Annotated in this window: 16 protein-coding genes; 9 read left to right on the plus strand and 7 right to left on the minus strand. The window is 64.8% G+C overall.

The window, feature by feature from the left end; genetic code table 11:
• Positions 1 to 60: 60 nt before the first annotated feature.
• The 3 genes from rsmA to DB354_RS11895 are packed head-to-tail and all read left to right on the plus strand — an operon-like array spanning position 61 to position 2,420.
• Entirely contained in the window at positions 61 to 909 is an 849-nt protein-coding gene (rsmA, locus tag DB354_RS11885) for a 16S rRNA (adenine(1518)-N(6)/adenine(1519)-N(6))-dimethyltransferase RsmA (RefSeq protein ID WP_107835837.1), read from the plus strand.
• A gap of 39 nt (positions 910 to 948) precedes the next feature.
• Complete coding sequence (locus DB354_RS22525) at positions 949 to 1,701, plus strand: hypothetical protein (RefSeq protein ID WP_199226841.1); 753 nt, start codon at positions 949 to 951, stop codon at positions 1,699 to 1,701.
• Entirely contained in the window at positions 1,698 to 2,420 is a 723-nt protein-coding gene (locus DB354_RS11895) for a hypothetical protein (RefSeq protein ID WP_107835838.1), read from the plus strand. Before DB354_RS22525 ends, DB354_RS11895 begins: the two co-directional genes overlap by 4 nt.
• 277 nt (positions 2,421 to 2,697) lie before the next feature.
• Here the strand turns inward: DB354_RS11895 and DB354_RS11900 are convergent, their stop codons facing one another.
• On the minus strand, positions 2,698 to 3,702 hold the full coding sequence (locus tag DB354_RS11900) for an isoaspartyl peptidase/L-asparaginase (protein WP_107835839.1): 1,005 nt from the start codon (positions 3,700 to 3,702) through the stop codon (positions 2,698 to 2,700).
• 23 nt (positions 3,703 to 3,725) lie between these two features.
• Positions 3,726 to 4,235 carry a GNAT family N-acetyltransferase gene (locus tag DB354_RS11905; RefSeq protein ID WP_107835840.1) on the minus strand — a complete coding sequence of 170 codons (510 nt, stop codon included), beginning with the start codon at positions 4,233 to 4,235 and terminating at the stop codon, positions 3,726 to 3,728.
• A gap of 392 nt (positions 4,236 to 4,627) precedes the next feature.
• Here DB354_RS11905 and DB354_RS11910 point away from each other — a divergent pair, with 392 nt between their 5' ends.
• The 5 genes from DB354_RS11910 to DB354_RS11930 all read left to right on the plus strand — a co-directional run bounded on the left by DB354_RS11910 (position 4,628) and on the right by DB354_RS11930 (position 9,080).
• Positions 4,628 to 4,996 carry a hypothetical protein gene (locus DB354_RS11910; RefSeq protein ID WP_107835841.1) on the plus strand — a complete coding sequence of 123 codons (369 nt, stop codon included), beginning with the start codon at positions 4,628 to 4,630 and terminating at the stop codon, positions 4,994 to 4,996.
• A 4-nt stretch (positions 4,997 to 5,000) separates the two neighbouring features.
• Positions 5,001 to 5,348: an IS66 family insertion sequence element accessory protein TnpB gene (gene tnpB / locus DB354_RS11915; protein ID WP_107835842.1), complete on the plus strand. Its 348-nt coding sequence runs from the start codon at positions 5,001 to 5,003 to the stop codon at positions 5,346 to 5,348.
• 42 nt (positions 5,349 to 5,390) lie between these two features.
• Complete coding sequence (locus DB354_RS11920; protein ID WP_107835843.1) at positions 5,391 to 6,311, plus strand: transposase; 921 nt, start codon at positions 5,391 to 5,393, stop codon at positions 6,309 to 6,311.
• 572 nt (positions 6,312 to 6,883) lie between these two features.
• Positions 6,884 to 8,413 carry a group II intron reverse transcriptase/maturase gene (ltrA, locus tag DB354_RS11925; RefSeq protein WP_107835844.1) on the plus strand — a complete coding sequence of 510 codons (1,530 nt, stop codon included), beginning with the start codon at positions 6,884 to 6,886 and terminating at the stop codon, positions 8,411 to 8,413.
• An 85-nt stretch (positions 8,414 to 8,498) separates the two neighbouring features.
• Entirely contained in the window at positions 8,499 to 9,080 is a 582-nt protein-coding gene (locus DB354_RS11930) for a transposase (protein ID WP_107835845.1), read from the plus strand.
• A 2,726-nt stretch (positions 9,081 to 11,806) separates the two neighbouring features.
• On the opposite strand, the gene DB354_RS11940 is transcribed toward DB354_RS11930, so the two are convergent.
• From DB354_RS11940 to DB354_RS11950, 3 genes are all read right to left on the minus strand, one after another.
• Positions 11,807 to 12,682, minus strand: a complete 876-nt coding sequence (locus DB354_RS11940; RefSeq protein WP_146180209.1) for a hypothetical protein — start codon at positions 12,680 to 12,682, stop codon at positions 11,807 to 11,809.
• The gene (locus DB354_RS11945) at positions 12,679 to 13,473 is read right to left on the minus strand and encodes a hypothetical protein (RefSeq protein WP_107835848.1); all 795 of its coding nucleotides are present in this window, start codon (positions 13,471 to 13,473) and stop codon (positions 12,679 to 12,681) included. The genes DB354_RS11940 and DB354_RS11945 overlap by 4 nt, the downstream gene beginning before the upstream one ends.
• A gap of 503 nt (positions 13,474 to 13,976) precedes the next feature.
• Positions 13,977 to 17,429, minus strand: a complete 3,453-nt coding sequence (locus DB354_RS11950; protein WP_146180210.1) for a TonB-dependent receptor plug domain-containing protein — start codon at positions 17,427 to 17,429, stop codon at positions 13,977 to 13,979.
• A 627-nt stretch (positions 17,430 to 18,056) separates the two neighbouring features.
• Here DB354_RS11950 and DB354_RS11955 point away from each other — a divergent pair.
• On the plus strand, positions 18,057 to 20,456 hold the full coding sequence (locus DB354_RS11955; protein WP_107835850.1) for a glycoside hydrolase family 95 protein: 2,400 nt from the start codon (positions 18,057 to 18,059) through the stop codon (positions 20,454 to 20,456).
• An 87-nt stretch (positions 20,457 to 20,543) separates the two neighbouring features.
• Here the strand turns inward: DB354_RS11955 and DB354_RS11960 are convergent, their stop codons facing one another.
• Both DB354_RS11960 and DB354_RS22330 read right to left on the minus strand, forming a co-directional pair.
• Positions 20,544 to 21,434: a hypothetical protein gene (locus DB354_RS11960; RefSeq protein ID WP_107835851.1), complete on the minus strand. Its 891-nt coding sequence runs from the start codon at positions 21,432 to 21,434 to the stop codon at positions 20,544 to 20,546.
• Positions 21,435 to 21,447: 13 nt separating this feature from the next.
• Entirely contained in the window at positions 21,448 to 21,624 is a 177-nt protein-coding gene (locus DB354_RS22330; RefSeq protein ID WP_158277500.1) for a hypothetical protein, read from the minus strand.
• Between the last annotated feature and the right edge of the window lie 223 nt (positions 21,625 to 21,847).

The raw sequence follows: 21,847 nt of genomic DNA on the forward strand, positions 1-21,847 counted from the left end.
ACTTTCCAACTTTCAACCTTCAACTTGCCTTCCGGCCGGGCCCCGCGCCCGGCGCCTCCCGTGCCTCTCTCCCCCAGCGCCACCCGCGACCTCCTCGCCCAGCTTGGCCACCAGCCCAAGCGTTTCCTCGGCCAGAACTTTCTCGTCGACGGCAACATCGTGCGCAAATCCCTCGAGCTCGCCGCCATCCAGCCGGGCAACGTCGTCGTCGAGGTCGGGCCGGGCTTGGGCACGCTGACCGCCGCACTCCTCGAGGCCGGCGTCGAACTCTGGGCCGTCGAGAAGGACCGCACGCTCCACGCCCACCTCACCGAAACGCTCCAACCGCGCTTCCCCCAGACGTTTCACCTGCTCGAGGCCGATGCCGTCGACCAGCCGCTCGCCGGCCTGCCTGCCGAACGTGCCGTCGCCGGCTTCAAGGTCGTCGCCAACCTGCCCTACGCGATCGCCACGCCGTGGCTCGACGCCGTCCTCGCCGGCCCGCTCCCCGAGCGCATGGTCCTCATGCTGCAACTCGAGGCCGCCCAGCGCTACACCGCCGTCCCCGGCACCAAGTCCTTCGGCGCCATCTCCATCTTCCTCCAGGCCGCGTACGACACCGCGCCCGGACACAAGGTCGGCGCCGGCTGCTTCTTCCCGAAACCCGACGTCGAGTCCCATCTGCTCAACCTCGTCCGCAAGCCCGAGCCGTTCGTCTTCCGCCCCGAGGTCAAGACCCTCATCCGCTCCTGTTTCCAGCAGCGCCGCAAGCAACTCGGCGCCCTGCTCCGCGCCCGGCTCACCGGCGTCGATCCCCAGCTTTGGCGGGAACTCCTGGCGCAGGCCGGCCTCACAGAGCAGACGCGCCCCGAGGCCGTGCCGGTTTCCTGGTGGATCAGCCTCTCCCGCGCCCTGCCACCGTTGGCTTGAAAGCCCGGCCGCCGCCGGTAGTCATCTGAACCTTTCGACATGTCCCGACTCCTGCTCGCCTTTGCCCTGCTGCTCAGCCCTCTCCTCGGTCGCGCCCAGGAGGCACCGTCCCTCAACGGCCACATCGACGGCCGTTTCTACGTGTCTCCGACCGGCGCCTTCAAGGTCACCATCCCGGTGCTCCCGGAACTCGGGGGAAATATCTCCGACACCGGCAACGTCGTGACCTTCCAGGACGCCTTCAACGTGCACGTCAGCATCGCGGTCTTCCCGCAGGACGCCACGCAGCGCTGGGAGATGTCCACCCGCGGCACCAAGGACTACCTCGCCTACTTCTTCGCCAACTTCGTCCTCGGCGACTTCCGCCAGTCCTTCCCCGGCGTCGAGGCCGAGAGCGCCAAGTTCCTGCCCGGCACGATGGACGGCGCGCTGCTCGCCTACCTGCTCATTCCCGGCGGCTCCATGTTCATGAACCGCGTGCCCGCCCTCGGGCCCACCGAACGCGTCCCGGTCGCCAAGCGCGGCAACCTGGTGTTCGTGAAGAACGGCGACATCTTCGTGATCAGCACCGAACTCGCCGAGCGCGTCATCGAGGGTAAAACCTACAAGAAGACCACCGCCGAGGAGGACCAGATCCTGCGTCAGCGCCTCGAAGACGTCGTGAGCAAGATGCAGTTCTTGAAGCCGGCCCCCGCGCCCAAGGCGCCCACCTCGACCACCCCGGCCCCGGCCGCCGCTGCGCCCGCGCCGGCCCCGACGCCGTCCACCGCCAGCCCCGCCCCGGCGAAATGATCCAACCCGCCAGCCTGGTGCGACCCCTCACGGGCGCCCTGTTGCTGGCAGGCGTGCTCCTTCTCAGCGGCTGCGTTTACCTGCGGCTGCTCGAGCTCAAGCACCAGATCGCGGCCTTTGACCGCCACTTCGGCGTCCAGACCGACGACGGGATTCGCATCATCTGCCGCGATCCCGTGCTGCTGACCGACGACGTGCGCTGGATCGGGCTCGCGCCCGAAAAGGCCGAGAAGCGCGGCACCGCCGAGCGCTGGCAGGTGCGCTGGGTGAAGCAATTGCCGCCGGAGGTGCGCGAGGCCGGCACGTTCGACATCGTCCTCGAGCTGTTCTTCGCGGACGACAAACTCGCCCGCGTGGCCATCCCGGAGCGCTACTTCGCCGTGATGCCGAAGCAGCTCCTCATCGATCTCCTGCGCAGTCTCGGCCGCGCGCGCGTCGACCGCGAGGGCCGCGCCATCGAGGCGCAACTCGCGACCACGCGTCCCGACCTGCCGGGAATCCAGACGCTGCTCGGCCAGCCGACCTCGCGGACCGTCGAGGGCGCGGAAACCATCCTGCGTTACCGCTACGTCCCCGTCTCCGACCGCCGTCTGGCCCGCGCCGCCGTCTTCGACATGACGCTCCACTTCGCCACCGCGACCGGCACAATGCTCCGCTGGGAGGGCCGCACCCCCGTCGGCCGGATCGGGTTCAATTTCGAGAAGGGAATGAGGGATTGAGCAGTTTTCGCTCGCGCGAAAACTGAACTGCTCAGGCCGTCAGCATCGCCCGTCCAATCGGCCCGAACGCCGGCGCTCGAGTCGGCAGGGAGTTGTCGGTGAAAGCGATATCGACCGTGACAGAGGACGCTGGCCGCATGCGCGAACACCGGCGCAACCGACCACTGAGCCAGCGGGCCCGACGCTAAGGGTGTATTTCTCCCGCCTCGCCCCATTCAGTTTTCGCGAACGCGAAAACTGCCCACTTTCACTCTCACTTTCACTTTCACTTTTGCTTTCACCTCCCGATTTTCACCGCGGTCTCGCCGTTCGAGAGCCGGAAGGCGCGGTACATGCCGACGGTGTTGAAGGGCATCGCGATGTTGCCGGCGCGATCGAGGCAGATCACGCCGCCGTCGCCGCCGAGTTGCCCGACCTTCGCGATCGTCGCCGCTGCCGCCTCCGCCAACGGCGTGCCTCGGTACTCCATCTGCGCGGCAATGTCGCGCGCCACGCCCAGCCGGATGAAATACTCGCCCCAGCCGGTCGCGCTGATGGCGCACGTTGCGTTGCTGGCATAGGTGCCGGCGCCGATGATCGGCGAGTCGCCCACGCGGCCAAATTTCTTGTTGGTCATGCCGCCGGTCGACGTCCCCGCCGCGAGATTTCCCGCGCGGTCGAGCGCGACGCAGCCCACGGTGCCGTGCTTTTCGTCGGTCGGACGCAGGATCGCCGCAGACGCCTTCGCCGGCGTGGTCTCGCGCTTGCGGACTTTCTCCAACTGCTGCCGGCGCAGCTCGGTGTGGAAGTACTCGTTGGGCACCAGCTCGAAGCCCTGCTGCTTGGCGAACGCCTCCGCGCCGGCCCCGGTCAGCATCACGTGCTCAGATTTCTCCATCACCGCCCGCGCGAGCAGGATCGGGTTGCGCACGTGCTGCACGCCGGCGATCGCACCCGCCGCCAGGTTGCGGCCGTCCATGATCGACGCATCCAGCTCGCAGATACCGTCTGCGTTGAACACCGCGCCCTTGCCGGCGTTGAACAGCGGCGAGTCCTCCAGGATCGTGATCACCGCGATCACCGCCTCGACCGATGACCCGCCGCCCTCGAGCACCGCGTAACCGGCGTCCAAAGCCTCCTGCAGCTTCGCCCGGTACTGCGCCTCCTGGCCGGGCGGCAGCGTCTCCGGCCGGATGACGCCGGCGCCGCCATGGAGCACCAGACCGTACACGGGAGCGGACGCAGGCACGGCGGCGGTGAGGGCCGCGGCGGACAGGACACCAAGCAGGAGGTATTTGAACATGGGGAGAGAAGCGTTGCGCGGCCTCAGGCCGTAAGCCGACGGCCGACAATCACGAGATCGCGTTCGATGCCGTCGAGCACCGCGACGCGCGGCAGGTGGCCCCAGGGCGTGAAACCGTGAGCGGCGAAGAGTTTCATGCTGGGTTCGTTGTGCGCCCAGATGAACCCGAGCAGCGTGCGTACCTCGCACGCCGGCGCGTGCGCGATGATGCGTTCGAGGAGCCCCTGCCCGAGCCCGCGCCGCCGGTGCGACTCCGCGACGTACAGGCTGACCTCGGCGGTGGGGAAGTAGGCCGGCCGACCGTAGAAGGAGTTCAAGCTGAGCCACGCGCAGACCTGGCCATGTTCCAGCGCGACCCACAGCGGCCGCTTCGCCGGGTTGTGCGCCCGAAACCAAGGCAGCCGGCTCTCGACCGTCACCGGCTCAGTATCCGCCGTGACCATCCGTCCCGGGATGGTCTGGTTATAGATCTCGACGATCGCCGGCAGATCCGCCTCGACCGCATCGCGAACCGTGAAGTCAGTGAGTCCCATGTCAGTGGGCACCAGCTAAGCCACCCTCCTCCCACAGTGTCGCCCCAAAAATCTTACTCTTCCTCTTACTCTTCCTCTTTCTCTCATGAGGGTTCGCGGGATTGAGGGATTGAGGGATTGAGGGATTGAGGGATTGAGGCCCCGCCCATCGTTCTCGTTCTCGCGAGCGATTGAGATCACACCACCCAGTGGCTCCCTTCCCCTCTCAATCCGCGTTTTGGCTCGCTGCAATCCTGGCAACCGCTACCTCAGTTCCGCTTCGCCATCCGCATATGAAAACCGCCATACGGCTCATTTTGACGCTCATCATCCAGCCATGATCTCTGGCTGTGCGTAAGCGTAGCTTCGGGTGCCTCGTAGGCAGCGGAGGGTTTGGGCGGTAAGCTGTGGGGATGGTAACGAATACGCTTACGGCGATGGAGGTGGTGGACACGGGAGAGAAACGCGATGGCCGCGGGCGGCGGATCACGCCGCCGGGCCGGCGCGATGAGTTGGTGGCAGCATGGCGGCAGAGCGGGATGACGCTGACGGCGTTCGCGCGGCGTGAGGGCGTCAACTACACGACGTTTTGCTCGTGGGTGCAGCAGCGAGAGCGAGAAGCTGGCGCGGCGCCGGGGGACAAGGTTCGGTTCGCTGAAGTCCAGGTGTCCGCGGCGGCCTCGTCCGAGGCGGTCGTGGAGGTGCGACTAGCAGACGGTACGGTGGTCCGCGGGGCGCGCGCGGGGGAGGTAGTTGCGGTGGTGCGAGCGTTGCGGGGCTGACGCGATGCTCGCCTTTCCGCACTCGATTCGGATCTACGTCGCGTTGGCGCCGGTGGACATGCGCAAGCAGTACGACGGCTTGTGGACCCCCGCCCAGGAGCAACTGCAGGAAGACCCGAAGCAAGGCGCGGTGTTTTGCTTCACGAACCGGGAGCGTACCCGGCTGAAACTGCTGTACTGGGATGGCACGGGCGTGTGGGTGCTCGCGAAGCGACTGGAACAAGGGCGGTTCTCCTGGCCGGAGCCGAGCGAGGCCAAGCCCAAGCTGTCGCTGACGCCCGAAGCCCTGGCGTTGCTGATTGGCGGAGTGGAGCTCAGGCGCGGCTCGCTCAAAGCTTGGTACGAACGCTAAGCCGCTGACCGTTAGGCATGTATCGTGCTATACGATACACGCGTGCCGCCCACCGAACAGATCGTCGCCGAGTACCCGCTGATGCAGCAGGAGATCGCGGCGCTGCGCGCTCAGGTTGCTTGGCTCAAGCAGCAGCTGTTTGGCGGGGGCAAGAGCGAGACGCTGGACCGCGCGCAGTTGCGGTTGCAACTAGCGGAGCTGGAAAGCACGGCCGCCGAGGCGAAGCCAGCGCAGACGATCACGTATGAGCGTCCGAGCGGTCCGGGGTCGAAGCGCAAGCTGCCGGCCGAATCCTTCGCGCACTTGCCGGTGAAGGAGACGGTGGAAATCGTGCCAGAGCCGGTGAAACACAATCCGGAGCTGTACGAGAAGATCGGCGAGGAGCGCACCTTCGAGGTCGACATCGTTCCGCCGCAGCTCTTCAAGCGCGAGATCGTGCGGCCGAAGTACCGGCACCGTTTGGATCGCATGCGGGCACCGCTGCTCGCCCCTGCGCCGGGGCGGATTGCCCCTGGTGGCTTTGCTTCCGCCGGCCTGGTCGCCTGGGCCTTGACCGCGAAATACTGCGATCATCTGCCGCTCTATCGTCAGGAGAAGATGCTGACCCGCTGGGGAGCGCCGATCTCGCGGCAGAACCTCTGCGACTGGACGGGCATGGCGACGGCGCTGCTCGAGCGCGTGGTCAAGCTGATGAAGCAGGAACTCCTGCAGGGTGGGTACGTCCAGGTCGACGAAACGCCGATCCGATGTAACGACCCCGACGTGCGGGACGGGAAGACGACGACAGGGTACCTTTGGGGACTGTCGTGCCCAGACGCGGACGTCGTGTTCGAGTGGCGATTATCCCGTCGTCACGAGGAGGCGTCCCGCCTGCTGGGAGATACATTTAAGGGTCTGCTGCAATCCGACGGATACGAAGCAGTGCGACGTGAAGTCGCTCAAGTAGATGTTCAATATGTGTGATCCACCATAAAATCGAACCTGCGGTTCCACCCGCAGTCGCCTATCGGCACCGGCGAGACTGGCAACGGTCTGGTCGGAAGCTGCCGAGATAAACGCGCTTCCACGAATGTGGTGCAGGTCGCCGCGAGGCGTCGTGCAGGACTGCAAGCGTCAATGCGGTTCAAAGCGCTGGTCCGATGACACGCTTAATATAAGTGAACTGCTCGCAAGCATCGTTAAGCCGAAGGAGCCAAATACGCTGTCAGGCTCCAACCAAAAGGTAACGCAGCCGGTCGACCCCGTTGCTTTCAGTGGGTCGCGTGGACAATAGGGCTGCCGGTGTAATGGCAGGGGCTAAATCATCGAGAAGGCTACTTGATCGAAACACGTTAAACCCGACGTTCCGCTTCGTGAGAAGCAAGGTTCACCGCAAGGCGGGCTGATGGAACGGCGGGCAGAGGATGCTGGAGGAAGCAAACCGCCGCGCTGTAACGGCGCGGATAGAGGGACTCCCTCGCCGCGAAAGCGGGCCGACTTCCAGCGGGTCATCAATCACGAGTAACTTTGCAAACCATCGAACGGGGGAATCGCAAATGAGCGAAGGGCAACCTTCGTGTGCACCTCCGAACCAGGCTTGGGAGAAGATCCCTTGGGACGAATGCGCCCGCCGGGTCAGACGGTTGCAGGAGCGAATCGTGAAGGCCACACGGGCTGGGCGCTGGGGCAAGGTGAAAGCCTTGCAGTGGATGCTCACCCACTCGTTCAGCGGTAAAGCCTTAGCCGTGAACCGAGTGACAGAGAATAAGGGCAGGCATACCGCGGGGGTTGACGGGGCAATCTGGCAATCTCCCGGCGCCAAATACAAAGCGATAGGTCAACTACGTCGAAACGGATATCGACCGCAGGCGCTGCGGCGCGTGCATATCCCGAAGGCCAATGGAAAACTAAGACCGCTGGGAATCCCGACGATGAAGGACCGTGCGATGCAGGCGTTGCACCTGCTCGCCCTGGCACCCGTCGCGGAGACAATCGGCGATCCCAACTCCTACGGCTTCCGGGTCGCGCGTTCCACGGCTGACGCGATCGAGGAATGTTTCGTTTTGCTAGGGCGTTCCGACGCTGCGGAATGGATACTGGAAGGAGACATCAAGGGATGCTTCGACCACATCAGCCATGAGTGGCTGCTCGCTCATGTGCCCACCGACACCATGGTGCTCAGAAAATGGCTGCAGGCCGGCTATGTCGAAAATCGATCGTGGTTCGTGACGGAAGCGGGGACGCCGCAAGGCGGCATCATCTCGCCGACGCTCGCGAACATGGCGCTCGACGGGCTGGAAGAACTGTTGTTGCGCACGTTCCCGCGCAAGTGGGAACAGCGTTCGACGGTGCTGCGGCATCCCAAGGTCCATCTGGTGCGTTATGCGGACGATTTTATCGTCACCGGCGCTTCTCGCGAAGTGTTGGAAAACGAAGTTCGTCCACTGATCGAAGGCTTCCTGCGCGAACGTGGTCTCGTCCTCTCTGCGGAGAAAACAAAGATCACGCACGTGCGCGAGGGCTTCGACTTCCTCGGGCAAAACCTGCGGAAGTTTGGGGGCAAGCTGATCATCCGGCCTTCGAAAAAGAACACGGAGGCGTTCTTGGAAAAGGTCCGCTCAATCCTGAAAGCGAACAGGTCCGCCGCGCAGGCGAATGTGATCTGGCAGCTCAACCCGGTGATCCGTGGTTGGGTGAATTATCATCGCCATGTCACGGCATCGAAGGCGTTTGAACGGGTTGATTGGGCCATCTGGGAAAGTCTGTGGTTTTGGGCCAAACGGCGGCATCGGAAACAATCCCTGCGCTGGCTCTCACGGCGCTACTGGCATGCGTTCGGTTCGCGCGACTGGACCTTCGCCGCACTGCTCGAAGGGGACGGCGGATGGTTGCGGTTGCACTACGCCACCGACACCAAAATCCGACGCCACCTGAAGATCAAAGCGAAGGCCAACCCGTTCGACCCAGAGTGGAATCGCTACTTTGAGGAGCGCGCGCTCCTCAAGCGACTCGGCAAGAAGACAAGGAAGTCAGGAGAATCTGTCGTGGATACCGGCCCCGATCTTCCGGGGCTTGTGATGGCTTGAGCCGGATGATGGGAAACTATCCAGTCCGGTTCTGAGGGGAGGACGCGCCAGCAATGGCGCGCCCTTACCCGACTACCCAGCGTACGTGCGCACGCACGCCGGCGTGGTCTGGCTTGGTTGCTGGGCGCATGCGCGCCGCCGGTTTTTTGACGCGATGTCGGAGCGGCCGAAGACGGTGGAGCGTGTGCTGCGCCTGATCGGGCAGCTCTACGCCTTGGAGAAGCAGTGGGATAGCAACGAAGTTGGCGACAAACGTGCCGCCCTTCGCGAGACGCACTTTGCGCGGCCGCTCGCGCGACTGCGGCAGCTCGTCACGGCATTGCAAGCGCGCGTTCTGCCCAAGTCGGGACTGGGTGAGGCCTGTGCCTACCTTCTCGGTCACTGGGAACCGCTTACTGCGCACCTGCGCTACAGCCGCACCCGGCTCGATACGAACTCGATCGAAAACGCCATCCGGCCGAGCAAGCTCGGCGCGAAGAACTGGCTCTTCATTGGCCACCCCGATGCCGGCGACCGCGCGGCGGTCATCTACTCACTCGTTGTCAGTTGCGAGCGCCGGGGAATCGATCCGCACGCCTATCTCAGCGACGTCCTCCAGCGGCTTCCGGCCATGACCACGGGCGACGACTTGCTCCCGCTCCTGCCTTCACGCTGGAAGCGCGCCTGATCGTAGGTCTCGTACGTACGAGACTCCCAATCGCACGCCAGCCGTAGCTCTCGTACTTACGAGGCACCCAAAGCTACGCTTACCCTTGTTCCACGGCACCGCGGACCTGTTTACCATTGGACTCTGGGAAGCCGTTGGAACCCCGATCGAAGGTGCGTTTGATGGGAATACGATCTCCGTCCGGGTCGACTTCGATAAGGACGAACGCGTCAGGGAATCGAAGACCCTGTCGATTGAATCCCCCAAGGCCCCGGCTCGCACCGCCGTCGAAGCCACAAGCAGCCATTGAACCTAAGCTCGCGGAGAAACTGGATCAGCACTTCGCGCCAGACCGGACGCGGGCCCGCTGTCTGAGCGCGAAAGCCTCACCCTCCCAGAAACCGAGCGCGCCAACACCCAGTCCCTCCGTACGGGGTCAGAACGCCTGCTCCGGAGACGGCGCGTAGGCACCAACCCCAACTCCGTACTTTAGTCGCGCCGTGTTTTCGTCGATATGCCGCAACTGCGGCGGACCTCACCGAAGAACCAGAAGGACTATCAAGAAACCAGTAACAACCGTGTGCTCACCGGAAATGCTTTCGAACTGCCGCGGCAATCCCCTGGTATTCTCCCCAGTCACGTTCGCTTGGTCTAAGCGTCGGACTTGTCAGCGAACCACCGAAAGAGTTCTTCTTTTCCCCCCACGTTGTATACCTTGGGTCGCTTACGGCATTTCTGACGACCTGAACCAACCCGCCACTATTCGGGATGGGGGTAACCTCTATAGTCTGATGAGTGATTCCAAACCCTAGAAACCGATCGTCCAGCTCGGTGCCTAGGAAGTCGTCGAGAAGACGCGATCGTTCCTTACCTAACCGATTATCCAACTCGGAATAATACATGTCACGTAATTTTCGGCCAGCCTCCGGATAAGGAGGTATACTTAGGACCAACTTTGTCCCATCGAAAGACACTTCTTGGACAAGATCCTTCTCGTAGGCAGCGCGTATTAACTGATAGGTACAAAACGTATCTGCGACGATCCGCATCTCTTCATGACTGAAGCCAAGCTGGGGACGTGACTCTATAGCACCTTGAATATACAACTCCAGCCACCGTGTTGCAGTCCATTCCGACGTCCCCGCAGTTGGCTTGGGCGCGATCTTCACTGACTCCGCGATTCGTTCCACTTCATCCGCGACTCGTCGGTCCCTCGTCTTCTTTTCTGAATCCAAATTCTGCCGTGGCTGGACTAAAGCTAGCTGCTCCCCCGATTTGCGAATGCTCAATGACTGCCGGCTATGCACGAGCCAGCCGGCAATCATTAGTACCACGACAATAATACCACCAAACTTAATGCCCCGTCGCATCAGAGGGCCCTCTGTCGGTTTGTTCAACTTGCTGATTCAAGAGCGTCGCTGCTGCTGGAGCGCCGCCGCCCGATGTCCCATCACTAAACTCCACTGTCCCAGTGACATATGCTCCTTGCATAGGGCTAGCAGCTAAGAGCGATCCGGAACTCGTGAAATTGATGTTTGCGGTTACGTTCGGCTGCAATGTTATTGAATTTCCTCCCGTCGTAAACGTCACCGAGCCCGTGCTTGTCACGGTGGAAATTGAAACATACCCGCCCACTGAGCCTGGGAACGCATTACTGTTGAAGCTCCCGTTCAATGTCAACGTTTTCGGTGCATCCGTCTGATTGGCAAATATAAGCGTCCCAGTCTGCGAAACGGGCTGGGGCCTACCGGCCTTCCATCCAACCGGTATTGATGGACGGGCGACGGTGAGTCCTGGTTGTTGAGGGGTTTGCGCGAAACCGAAGTACGGTATGACAACGAAAACGAAACAGATCAACAACCTCAGCATATAGGGAGGGGTAGGTGTTTCCAATTACCCTCGAGAGCATTTTCGCACGAGATTGCGCGGCTATGCAGAAGAGGGGCGCACGACACATACTACACCGAGTAGAAGCGGCAGTTCGTGTGTGTGCAGTTAATTTGCCTGAAAGAATTCGTTTTTCAAGTCATTTGTTCTATATTGCACGCTTCTGCGCTCACAAACCTTCCCTTGTCACCGTTGGGCATGGGCACACCGCCGCCTCGAACTGAGCACGATCAGCGCAAGGGATGACTTGCACCGAATTCTCAGCCTGTCGCTTGGCGTCAGCCGCCTCCTCCGTCGGAAACAGCATCGGAAGAGGTTCACTACGCTGTTTGAACCCTCCTTTACCTCCGTTGCCTCCTGCAAAATCGATCGCGGTCGGTCGAACCGAACCATGGAGTCCAAGGCATCTTCACAGGAGATAACGGAAGGCAACGGAGAGTCGGCGAGCAGGGCGTGAAGGCACCCATTGCCCAGCCGGTAGGTCGAGAGAAAGAGAAAGAGTACGAGCAAGAGAAAGATTTGGGCCGGAAGCGCCGGCCTCCGTGCTCCTCCTCCGACCTCCTTGCCCTCCGTGTCCTGCTCGTCCTGCCCGGTTTTCTCCGGGCCCTCCGTGTCTCCGTGGTTCAATTACCCGAGCAGCGGTGTTTTCAGATGCCGCAACCGCGGCCGAGGACCTCCCACCGGCCAGCCGATCGAGAGTAAGAGAAAGAGTACGAGTAAGAGAAAGATTTGGGCCGAGGCGCCGACTCTCCGTGACCCTCCTTCCAACCTCCCTGCCCTCGGTGTCCTGCTCGTCCTGGCCGGTCTTCTCCGGGCCCTCCGTGTCTCCGTGGTTCCTACCACCGGTCTATCCCGAAGCGTCAGCGCGTCAGTCGCGCGAGATCTTCGCGCTGTTTCACCAGGATCTCGCGCATCACCGCCACCTGATTCGGGGTCAGGAACGCGGAGGCCCGGCTGAAGAGCGCGTCGTATTCCGAATCGGTCGGACCAACGTACGCCGCGCCCTCGCGCCGGATCCCAAGGTTTGAAGAAGAGATGAGCCTCACCAATTCGCGCGACTGCGCGCCTGACAACGGTTCGCCAATGGCAAACGCAGGCGCCGCGATATCGGCCACCAGGATACGCTGCCGCTTCGTTCCGTCATAGCCCTCCAATTGCCCGACTGCGTCTGGTCCCAACAGAGCGCGCAGCGCCGCATCGCGCGTCTCGAGACTCCGTGCATCCGAGGCCTTGATTTCGGCGGCTGCCATTGCCGTCTGGTCAGCGCTCGCGGCTGCACGGGCGTCAAGGGCCGCCTCCTTCCACTTCGCCATGATCTCGATGACCCCCTGCACCTGCTCCTCGGTCGCGCCGCGTTGCCGCAGGAAATCCCAGTACTCCTGGCGCACCCCGGCGCGATAGGCACGCAGGTAGCTGGCGGTGAACGCCGGATCGGTGGCGCCCCGCGCCAACGCTTGCGCGTCCGTCAAAATTTTCGGCGGCTGCAGACGCGGCCCACCCGCTGACCCCATTGTCTGAGGCCCGGCCGACGCTGCCGCACGCGCCGCAGCCGCCGGCAGGGTACTCGTCTCCAGCGTCGACTTGGTCCGAACGGCCGGGGGCGAGCGCAGAGCGGACGTCGGTCCGGACGGCGGCGCTAGGCAGGAGGCCAGGGCGGACCATTCGCGCCACGCAAATCCGAGCCCCAGCAGCAGGATGACGACCGAAGCGGCGGTGAAAAGAGTGCGTGTTTTCACAAACCAGGAAGCGCTCGGCGATAGGAGAAGCCGGAGATCGCCTCGAACCGGAGCATGAATTGCCGCTGGGTCGCCAGGGCGCGCACCGCCTCCAGCTGCTGACTCGACAGGAACAAGGCCGCCTTCTCAAGCACCGCGTCCCAGTCTGTAGCCGACAACTCGAGCACGGGCGCGGCGCGGTCTGCCGGAGTCCGACTCTCGCAAATCACGGCCGTGAGGCGCCTGGATTGTTCCGGGGTCAGAGGGGCTTCTTGGCTATATAGGGCGGCGCCGAGGTCATTCATGACTCGGTCAACTTCCTCCAAAGCGAGATTCTGCTGAAATCCCGCCAACTCGCCGCCGTCGAGCACCGGGCGCATCGCATCCGTAAGTTGCCCGGTGAGCTTACGACGATGTTCATGCCTTCCGTCGCCTCTGAACTCCATGTCCAGACTGCGAACCGTCGCGGCGTGGCTCTGCAATATCGCCTCCACCCGGGTACGCTTCTCCGGGTCCAGGTTTGAACGCTCGAGCCAACCGTAGAATCGGAGCCGCGTGTAGGCCTGGTTCCACTCCTTGACTGGCGGCATGTGCGCCAGGTCAGGAGGCGGCAACGTTGCCGGCGCCGCCGTCGCCGGTCGTGCGAACAGCTCAGCCGAATAGTCCCGCCCCGCCGCGGCACTCGGGGCAGGCGGCGACTGCGGTGCAAGGCACTCGCCAACGTCACGCCGGACATTGCGGAAATATATCCCCGCGCAGAATCCAGCTATGCCGATGACAAGCATCGCGAGGTTAACGATGAGCCGGATCATGGTTCCGCTATAGCGTTAGCTGCGCCTGAGCGTCGGGGCAAACGGAGCATTCATGGCTTTCTGCGCTCCCGACACTCTCTGCCGGAAGACGCAAGGCAAGGGATGACTTGTACCGAATTTTCAGCCTGTCGCTTGGCGTAAGGCCCCCCCCTCCGCGCGGAGACAGCATCGGGAGAGGTCACTACGCTGTGTGAACCCTCCCTTACCTCTGTTGCCTCCTGTAAGATCGAGCGCTGTCGATCGATCCGAGCCACGGAATCCAAGGCATTTTCACAGGAGATAAGGGAGGTAACGGAGAGCCTGCGTCCGCGCGTTGAGGCACCCATTGGCCGGTCGGCTAATCGAGAGAAAGAGGAAGAGTACGAGTAAGAGAAAGATCGCCGGACGCGGGGTCTCCGCGCCCCTCCCTCCGACCTCGGTGGCCTCTGTGTCCTGCCTGATTTCGGTTGCGTCGTCTCGGTCCCGCAGGGTCGGGCGGCCAGCGCCCGACCCGCCACGGACGCCTACAAGCTGAAGGACGTCGTCAGCACGAAGAGGCGCGGGTCGATGATTCGATACGAGTGGATCCGACCGTCGGGCAGCGCGCCGATCGGCTGCAGCCGACCGCCTTCAAAGGCGTTGCGCACGTTCAACTGCACGCGCATCGAGACCCGGTTCCGGAAGAGCTTGGTGGCGTAGCTCGCGCCGAAATCGAAATACGTGTGCCCCGAGTCGAAGATCGCCCGGTTCGGATCAAACGAGTTCGGGTCGTCCGCCATCGCGTAATAGCCGATCGAGCCCTTGTCCTCCCAGCGCACGGCCGCCGTCACCGCCGTGCGCTTCAGGTACCGGTTGTCCGAGAGCGCCGCGAGCTGCAGCGTCCCGAGGGCGTTCACGCGCCACTGCCGGACCTGCGACTTCGTCTTCCCCTCGTTCGCCCGCGCCAGCTTGTACGGCGCCAGCACCGACCCGATCAGGAAGTCGCTCGCCGTGCCGCCGCTGCCGTAACGCGTCGTGAACCACGGCGTGTTGCTGCGGGGATCAATGATGCTCTGCCACACCGCCATGCGCGAATCGATGTACCGCTGAATCGCCGGCGAGAGGTTCAGGTCGATCGTCTGCTGCTGCGTCACCGTCATCTTCGCCCGCAGGTTGGGCGTGGGGTTGTAGTTGAGCTCGATCTCCTTGCCCTTCGACACGACGTCCGAGGTGTCGCTGATCCGGTACGCGTTCATCCGCGCCAGCTGCCCCACCGGGAAGCCCATCTGCCGCGCCACCTCCGCCTCCACCTGGTCGTTCGTCCAGGTCGGATTCGCCTGCGTCACCCACTCGCGCGCATTGCGGTACAGGTTGAACCGGTCGCTGCCGCCGGTGGTGTTGCTGAAGTCGATGCGCGCGGCGCGTGACGCAATCGTGCCGCTCTCCCCGGCCCGCGACTCCTCCTGCGTGCTCTCGTACTGGTTGTACCGCAGCACGAGCCGGTTGTCGCCGAGCAAGCTGATCGCAAAGCCGTAGTCTTTGCCTTTGCCGTGCGGGTCCGGCAGCAGCTCGCCCACGAGGTTCTGGGCGACGATCTCCGGCAGGAAGCTGTCCGAGCGGTTGTAATGCAGCGTCAGCGAACGCGCCGCGTCGGCCAGGAATCCGCCGACCCCGCCGCGCGCGGCCCGCGCATCGACCCACTTGAAGTTCCGGAGCGGCTTCACCACCACGCCGTAGGTCTTCGTCCGGCCGTCGCGCCGCAGCCAATCCTCCAGCCACGTGCGGTTCGCCACGAGATCCGCGGTGATGCCGTCGGGCGCAACCGGAGTCCCGGTCGAGAGCCGGTTCAGGTTGGAGTCCCGGCGCACGCCGGCGGTCGTCACGATGCGGTCGTCGAGGAGGTGGTTCTGCATCACCGCGCCGGTCGTCTTGATGATGTTGCGCGAGCGCTGCGTGCCGGCGCCGGGCGCGTAGTAGGCCTCGCCGATCGTCGCCGGCTCGCTCACCCACTGCTGCGTGACCGCGTTGTACCAGTTCAGCGCATACGTGCCGGCGGAGGACTGCCAGGCCGGCGGCGCGTAGTCGACGTTGTCGCCCTGCCGGTCGCCCAGGTAATAGCGGTAGTACCCGCGCGCCGCGGTGGTGCCGTTCGCGCGATTGGCGCCGGCGGGGAGCCAGGCGTGGTTGGAGATGACGGCGTCGCGGAACCGGTAGCTGGCCGACTGCGTGTTCTTGTACTCGCCGTACGCGGAGAACGCGTGGTCGCCCAGCCACCGCACCCAGTTCTTCTCCCGGGTCAGGTTCAGCTGATACGCGAGCTGGCCTTTGAAGCTGTCGCGCAGGAACGGGTCGCGCCGCAGCGTGGGCTCGGTGGCGTTGATGTACGGGCGCAGGAAGAACGGGTTCGCCCGGCCGTCGAGCAGCTTCTCGTTCACGTCGATGTACACGAGCATGGGGCTCTCCGAGCTCTGCCCGACGAACTGCCGGCTGTAACGATCGGCCTCCTCGCGCAACCAGCCGCCTTGGAATGCGAGCACATGCCGCGGCGTCCGCACGAAGAACTGCTCGAGCTCCACGTTGAACGTGCGCACGCGGTCCCGGCTCCAGTTGGGCGCGGCAATGTTCACGTCCTGCCAGTCGTAGAGCGAACGGTCGTTCAGGCTCAGGATCGTCTGCGCCAGCGGCCCGACGCGCGGCTCCGGCGCGCTCTCGACGAAGCGCTGGTTGCCCTGCTGCCGGTCGGGCGTCGGCGCGCCGGTGGTTGGATCGGTCGAACTCAGCCGCCCCACCATCCACAGCGGGATGCTGCCATCCGGCTCCACAAACATGCTCGGGCGGGCGTAAAGCGCCGTGCCGCCGGACTCGAGGCCCGGCCCGAGCGCAGCGGTCTCGGTACCCTGGTTGGCATTGTAGGGCACCACCGTCTTCACGCCGTTGCGGGTCACCGTCCAGGTCGAGGGATCCCAGGTGGGCCGGCCGTTCTGCTGCCAGTAGGTGACGCCGTCACGCGGCAGCACGGCGTTGGGCCGGCGCGCCAGGTTTTCGTAGTACTCCACCCAGCCGCGGATCGTGGTCTCCTTGTAGGGCTGCCACGTGATCATGCCGTTGTACCGCTCCGACTGCGCGTACGAGGGCTTGCGCTGGAAGTGGTCGTTCTGGAACACGGCGCTCGCCCGCACCGCCAGGGCGTCGCGCTTGACCACGCGGTTGAGGTCGATCGAGGCGCGCGCGCCACCGTAGCTGTCGCCGCGCAACTCGACGGTGGAGCTGTCGCGACGCAGGTTGGCCCGGGCCGGCAGGACGTTCACCGTCCCCGACGCGTTGCCGAGACCGAAGATCGACGAGTTCGGCCCGCGCGTGATTTCCAGCGCGTCGATGTTGATTGGGTCGATTGGCACGCGGCCGCTGAGCCCGAAGTTGCCGCGTGCCTGGTTGGCCGAGGTGATGCCGCGGATCCGGTTCGCGTTGTTCGGGTTGCCCGCGACGTTGTCGATCACGTTGCCGTTCCGATCGATCGTGTAGTCGGTGTAGTTGCCCGTGCCCTCGGTGTTCGCCTCGTAGAGGAAGATGTCGTTCACATCCAGCAGCGCGAGGTCCTGCATCTGCTGCTTCGTCACGACCGAGATCGAGGCGCCCAGGTCCTCGAGCTTCGAGTTGAGCCGCGTGCCCGACATCGTGTTGGACGCGAAGTAGCCCCGGTCGCCGCTGCCGGAGACTTCGAACGGCGACAGTTGGATGACATTGTCGCTCTCGGAGCTGGCGCTCGCCGCGCGCGTCGGCGCGGTCGGCGGCGCGGAGGGTTCCGCGGCGCGCATCGCGGCGGCTTCGTCGGGATCGAGCACGCCATCTCCGTTGCGGTCGAAGCGCGCCAGCGTGGCGGGATCGACAGGCGCCGGCGCGGTTTGCGCCGGCAGTAAGGACGCGACCAACACGGCCAGGCTCGCAGCAAGCGTGGCGTGGAGGCGCGACCACGCCATCAGGGTGGACTGACGTTTCATGGGTATGTGGGTTCGCCAGTGGCCAGCCGACATCAAGGCGACGTCGACGCGGTCACAGGCAGGGTTGGGGTGAGAACAGGAGCCGCCGGGGGAAAATCGGCGCTCTCAGAAACGGGGGAACGCGCAGCAGAAAGGCGGCGCCGACCGTTGTCGCCAATTCCAAACATCACTTGACAGTTCGGCTGTCCTCCGACCGCCGCCCGATGCGGGCCTTCTCGGCGCCCTCGTGCCTCCGTGGTTCATATCACACGAGATACTGGATCCAGGTTCTTCGACCTGGACTGAAGCCACCTATTGGCCAACCGATCGAGAGTAAGAGAAAGAGTACGAGTAAGAGAAGGATTTGGGCCGAGACGCCGGCTCTCCGTGCCCCTCCTCCGGCCTCCGTGCCCTCTGTGTCCCGCCCGTCCCGCCCGTTTCACCCGGTCTTCTCCGTGCCCTCCGTGTCTCCGTGGTTCAATTACCCAAGCCGTGTCTCCGTGGTTCATGCCATGGCAGCGAGATCCCTCCTGTGGCTGCCTCGTCGCGGCTTGTGACTTGTGGCACCCGATCTGCGCGCCCAAGCTCGTGCCCTTTCACCCCAGCGCCTCGCCCGCGACTGCCACCTCTGAACCGTCACCCCGCCCTATGCGACCGAGCCCTCTCCGCCCCGTTTTCGCTCTCACCCTCGCCCTCTCGTCACTCGCTCTCCTCCGCGCCGCCCCGCCCGCCGCTGAGTCGCGGTACGTCTGGCTCGACCAACCCGCCAAGCAGCTTTTCGAGGCCACTCCGCTCGGCAACGGCCGCCTCGGCGCCTCGCTCTACGGCGGCATCGTCGAGGAGCGCATTCTCCTGAACGAGCAGGGCATGTGGTCCGGCTCTCCCCAGGACGCGGATCGCAAGGACGCCGCCGCCGCCCTGCCCGAGATTCGTCGGCTCCTGCTCGAGGGCCGCAACGCCGAGGCCGAGGCGCTCGTCAACGCCAACTTCACCTGCGCCGGCAAGGGCTCCGGCCACGGCGGCGGCGCCAACGTGCCGTTCGGCTGCTACCAGACGCTCGGCGATCTCAAGCTCACCTTCCTCGGCGCCGACGCCCCCGTCTCCGACTACCGTCGCGAACTCGACCTCGCCGAAGCCACCGGGCGCCTCACCTACACGCAGAACGGCGTGCGCTTCACCCGCGAGGTCTTCGTCAGCAAGCCCGCCGAGGCGATCGTCCTGCGCCTCACCGCCAGCGCGTCTGGTCGCCTCTCCTTCGACGCCCGGCTCTCCCGCCCCGAACGTTTCGGAATCGAGGCGGTCGACTCCGACGGGCTCCGCATGACCGGCCAGCTCAATGATGGCCGCGGCGACAATTCCGGCGTCCGCTACGCCGCCCAACTGCGCATCGTGTCGCGCGGCGGCAAGGTCGCCGTCGTCGATAAGGTCATCCAGGTGCGCGACGCCGACGAGGTCCTCGTGTTCGTCACCGCCGCCACCGACATCCGCACGTTCGCCGGACGTCGCGTCGAGGACGCCCGCGCCACCGCCGCCGCCGACCTGCGCGCCGCTTCCGCCCTGTCGTTCGCCGAGCTGCACCGCGCCCACGTCGCCGATTACCAGGCTCTCTTCGATCGCGTGTCGCTGCGCCTCGGCGCCGCCGATGCCGCCGCCGCGAGCCGCACCACCCCCGAGCGGTTGAGCCATTTCTACGCCGGCAACGCCGACCCCGCGCTCGCGACACTCTACTTCAACTTCGGCCGCTACCTCCTCATCTCGTCCTCCCGCCCCGGCGGCCTGCCCGCCAACCTGCAGGGGATCTGGGCCGAGGGCATCCAGACCCCGTGGAACTGCGACTGGCACGCCAACATCAACGTTCAGATGAACTACTGGCCAGCCGAGGTCTGTAATCTCTCCGAACTCGCCGACCCGCTCTTCGCGCTCATCGCGTCGCTCCAGGAGCCCGGCGCCCGCACCGCCAAGGCCTACTACAATGCGCGCGGCTGGGTCTCCTTCCTCCTCGCCAATCCCTGGGGCTTTACCTCGCCCGGCGAGTCCGCGAGTTGGGGTTCCACCGTCTCCTGCTCCGCCTGGCTCTGCCAGCACCTCTGGGACCATTACCTCTTCACCGGAGACCGCACGTTTCTCGCCTGGGCGTATCCCATCCTGAAGGGCTCCGCCTTGTTCTACCTCGACATGCTCATCGCCGAGCCAAAGCAGGGCTGGCTCGTCACCGCACCGTCCAACTCGCCCGAAAACGCGTTCCTGCTTCCCGACGGCAAACCCGCCCACGTCTGCCTCGGGCCCACCGCCGACATGCAGCTCCTGCGCTATCTGTTCGGCGCCTGCGCCGAGGCCGCCCAGATCCTCGGCGTCGATCCGGAGTTCCGCGCCGAACTGCTCGCCAAGAGCGCCAAGCTCGCGCCCACCCGCATCGGTTCCGACGGCCGCGTGATGGAGTGGCTCGAGGAGTACAGGGAGGCCGACCCGCACCACCGCCATGTTGCCCACCTCTGGGGACTCTATCCGGGCCACGAGATCACGCCGCGCACCACGCCCGACCTCGCCGCCGCCGCACGCAAGACGCTCGACGCCCGCGGCGACGCGAGCACCGGCTGGAGTCTCGCCTACAAACTCGCGCTCAGGTCGCGGCTTGGTGACGGCGAACGCGCCCACAAGATCCTGCGCGAGCATCTCAAGCCCGCGTCCGCGGAGACCTTGAAGCGCGAATGGAGCGGCGGCACGTACGCCAATCTCTTCGACGCCCACCCGCCGTTCCAGATCGACGGCAACTTCGGCGGCACGGCGGCGATCGCCGAACTGCTCGTCCAGAGCAACCCCGGCGAAATCACCCTCCTCCCCGCGCTCCCCTCCGCCTGGGCCGAGGGCGAGGTCCGCGGACTCCGCGCCCGGGGCGGCTTCGAGGTCGCACTTGCCTGGTCCGCCGGTCGCCTCACGTCGGCGACGATCCGCAGCGTCGGCGGTCAACGCGTCACCGTCCGTTACGGCGGCGCCGAGCGCACACTCTCGCTGACGCCAGGTGAAGCCGCCTCGGTTTCGTTCCGCTAGCAGCCGCACCTCCAGGGAAATATCCCTGGGCCCAAACGGGCGCAGCCAGTCTGCCTGGCAGCCTGTCGGACGACGTCCGACAGGCTCCTACAGGAAGAAGTAGCTCTCGCCACCACGGAGATAGCCCTCCGACGGCGGTCGCAGCGCGAAGCGCCAGACCGTCGCATAATCGCTCCACGGGCCTTCGATCTCGCGGTCGCAAATCACCTCGACGCGTGCCGGAGGCTGGATGGGCCGGCGCCGCAGGTGGTGCAGAAACGCCTCATGACCGTCGGCCGTCGCAAAGTAGACACAGCGCCGCTCAAACAGATTTGCCGGCGGCCGCGACTCGCCCGCGACCTGCCCCAGCCACCACGACCGCATCACCCATTCGTGCCGGGCGAGCTCGATGACCGACCTTTCGCAGGCCGCCGAAAAGGACTCCCCCGCCGCATGGCCGTACACGTATCCACCCCACTGGGTGCGGGCGAAGGTGACGACCGTCACGCCCCCGAAGGGGCCGTCGATCGCGACCGCCGAGACTCCAGGCCAGTCCGTGTCGAACAGCCGGCCGGCCACGCGTCCGTCCCACCATGAGATCAGGGAAAAGCGCTCGATCGCCTCAAACACCGCCCGGCGGCGTGCCTGCCCCCCAAACAGACCGGGATACGCGGACATCCCGGTCGATGTAGGATCCACGTCGAAGCCGAACTCCGCCGCGCGTTCCGAGCGGACAAGGGCCGAGAACGCCCAGCGCTCCAGACATTCCGACACCGCCATGTGCCGCGCGACCGATGTCATGAGATGCACCCCCGTGCCATCCGCCGTGCTGCTGAAGATCGATGTCGGCAGACGATGCGCGAGCCCCGGCTTCAGTGCCGCGTTCGCCAGCGTCATCGTCCGGCCGCGCACCGGCAGCTCGCCCATTTCAATGCGGGCCACCGGTCCGCCATACTCTGCCTGGATGTTCCGATACCGGAACGCGGCGAGGCTCAGCATAACGACAGTCCCACTAGGCCAGATCGCAGGAGATCACCGTATCGACGTTGCAGTCCGGCGCGATGCCGTGCAGCGCGGACGTTCCTTGGGGCAGATTGGTTGGGTCCAGCCGCTCCGCTGCCCGGACGAAGCCGCAGGTGAGAAGCAGGGCCGAAACCAGCCCGAGTATGAAACGCGTGTGGGTTTTCATGGCGCTCCCAGCATGTCACCGCACCCCGGCCCCAACCATCCGGCATACTACCGGAATTCCGGTAGTCCCCCCTCGGCAATGATGTTTAGGGCCCCATCGTGAATGCGCCTAGGTTTGCCGCAATTAGGTCCTATTCAGAAGGTTCCACCCCACTGCCTTTTCCCCGTCCGCTCCCGTCGGTTTTCCGGCTCGTTCCCGGGTGCCTAAAGGATTGGCGAATCAG

It is taken from the genome of Opitutus sp. ER46 (assembly GCF_003054705.1).
GTDB lineage: Bacteria > Verrucomicrobiota > Verrucomicrobiia > Opitutales > Opitutaceae > ER46.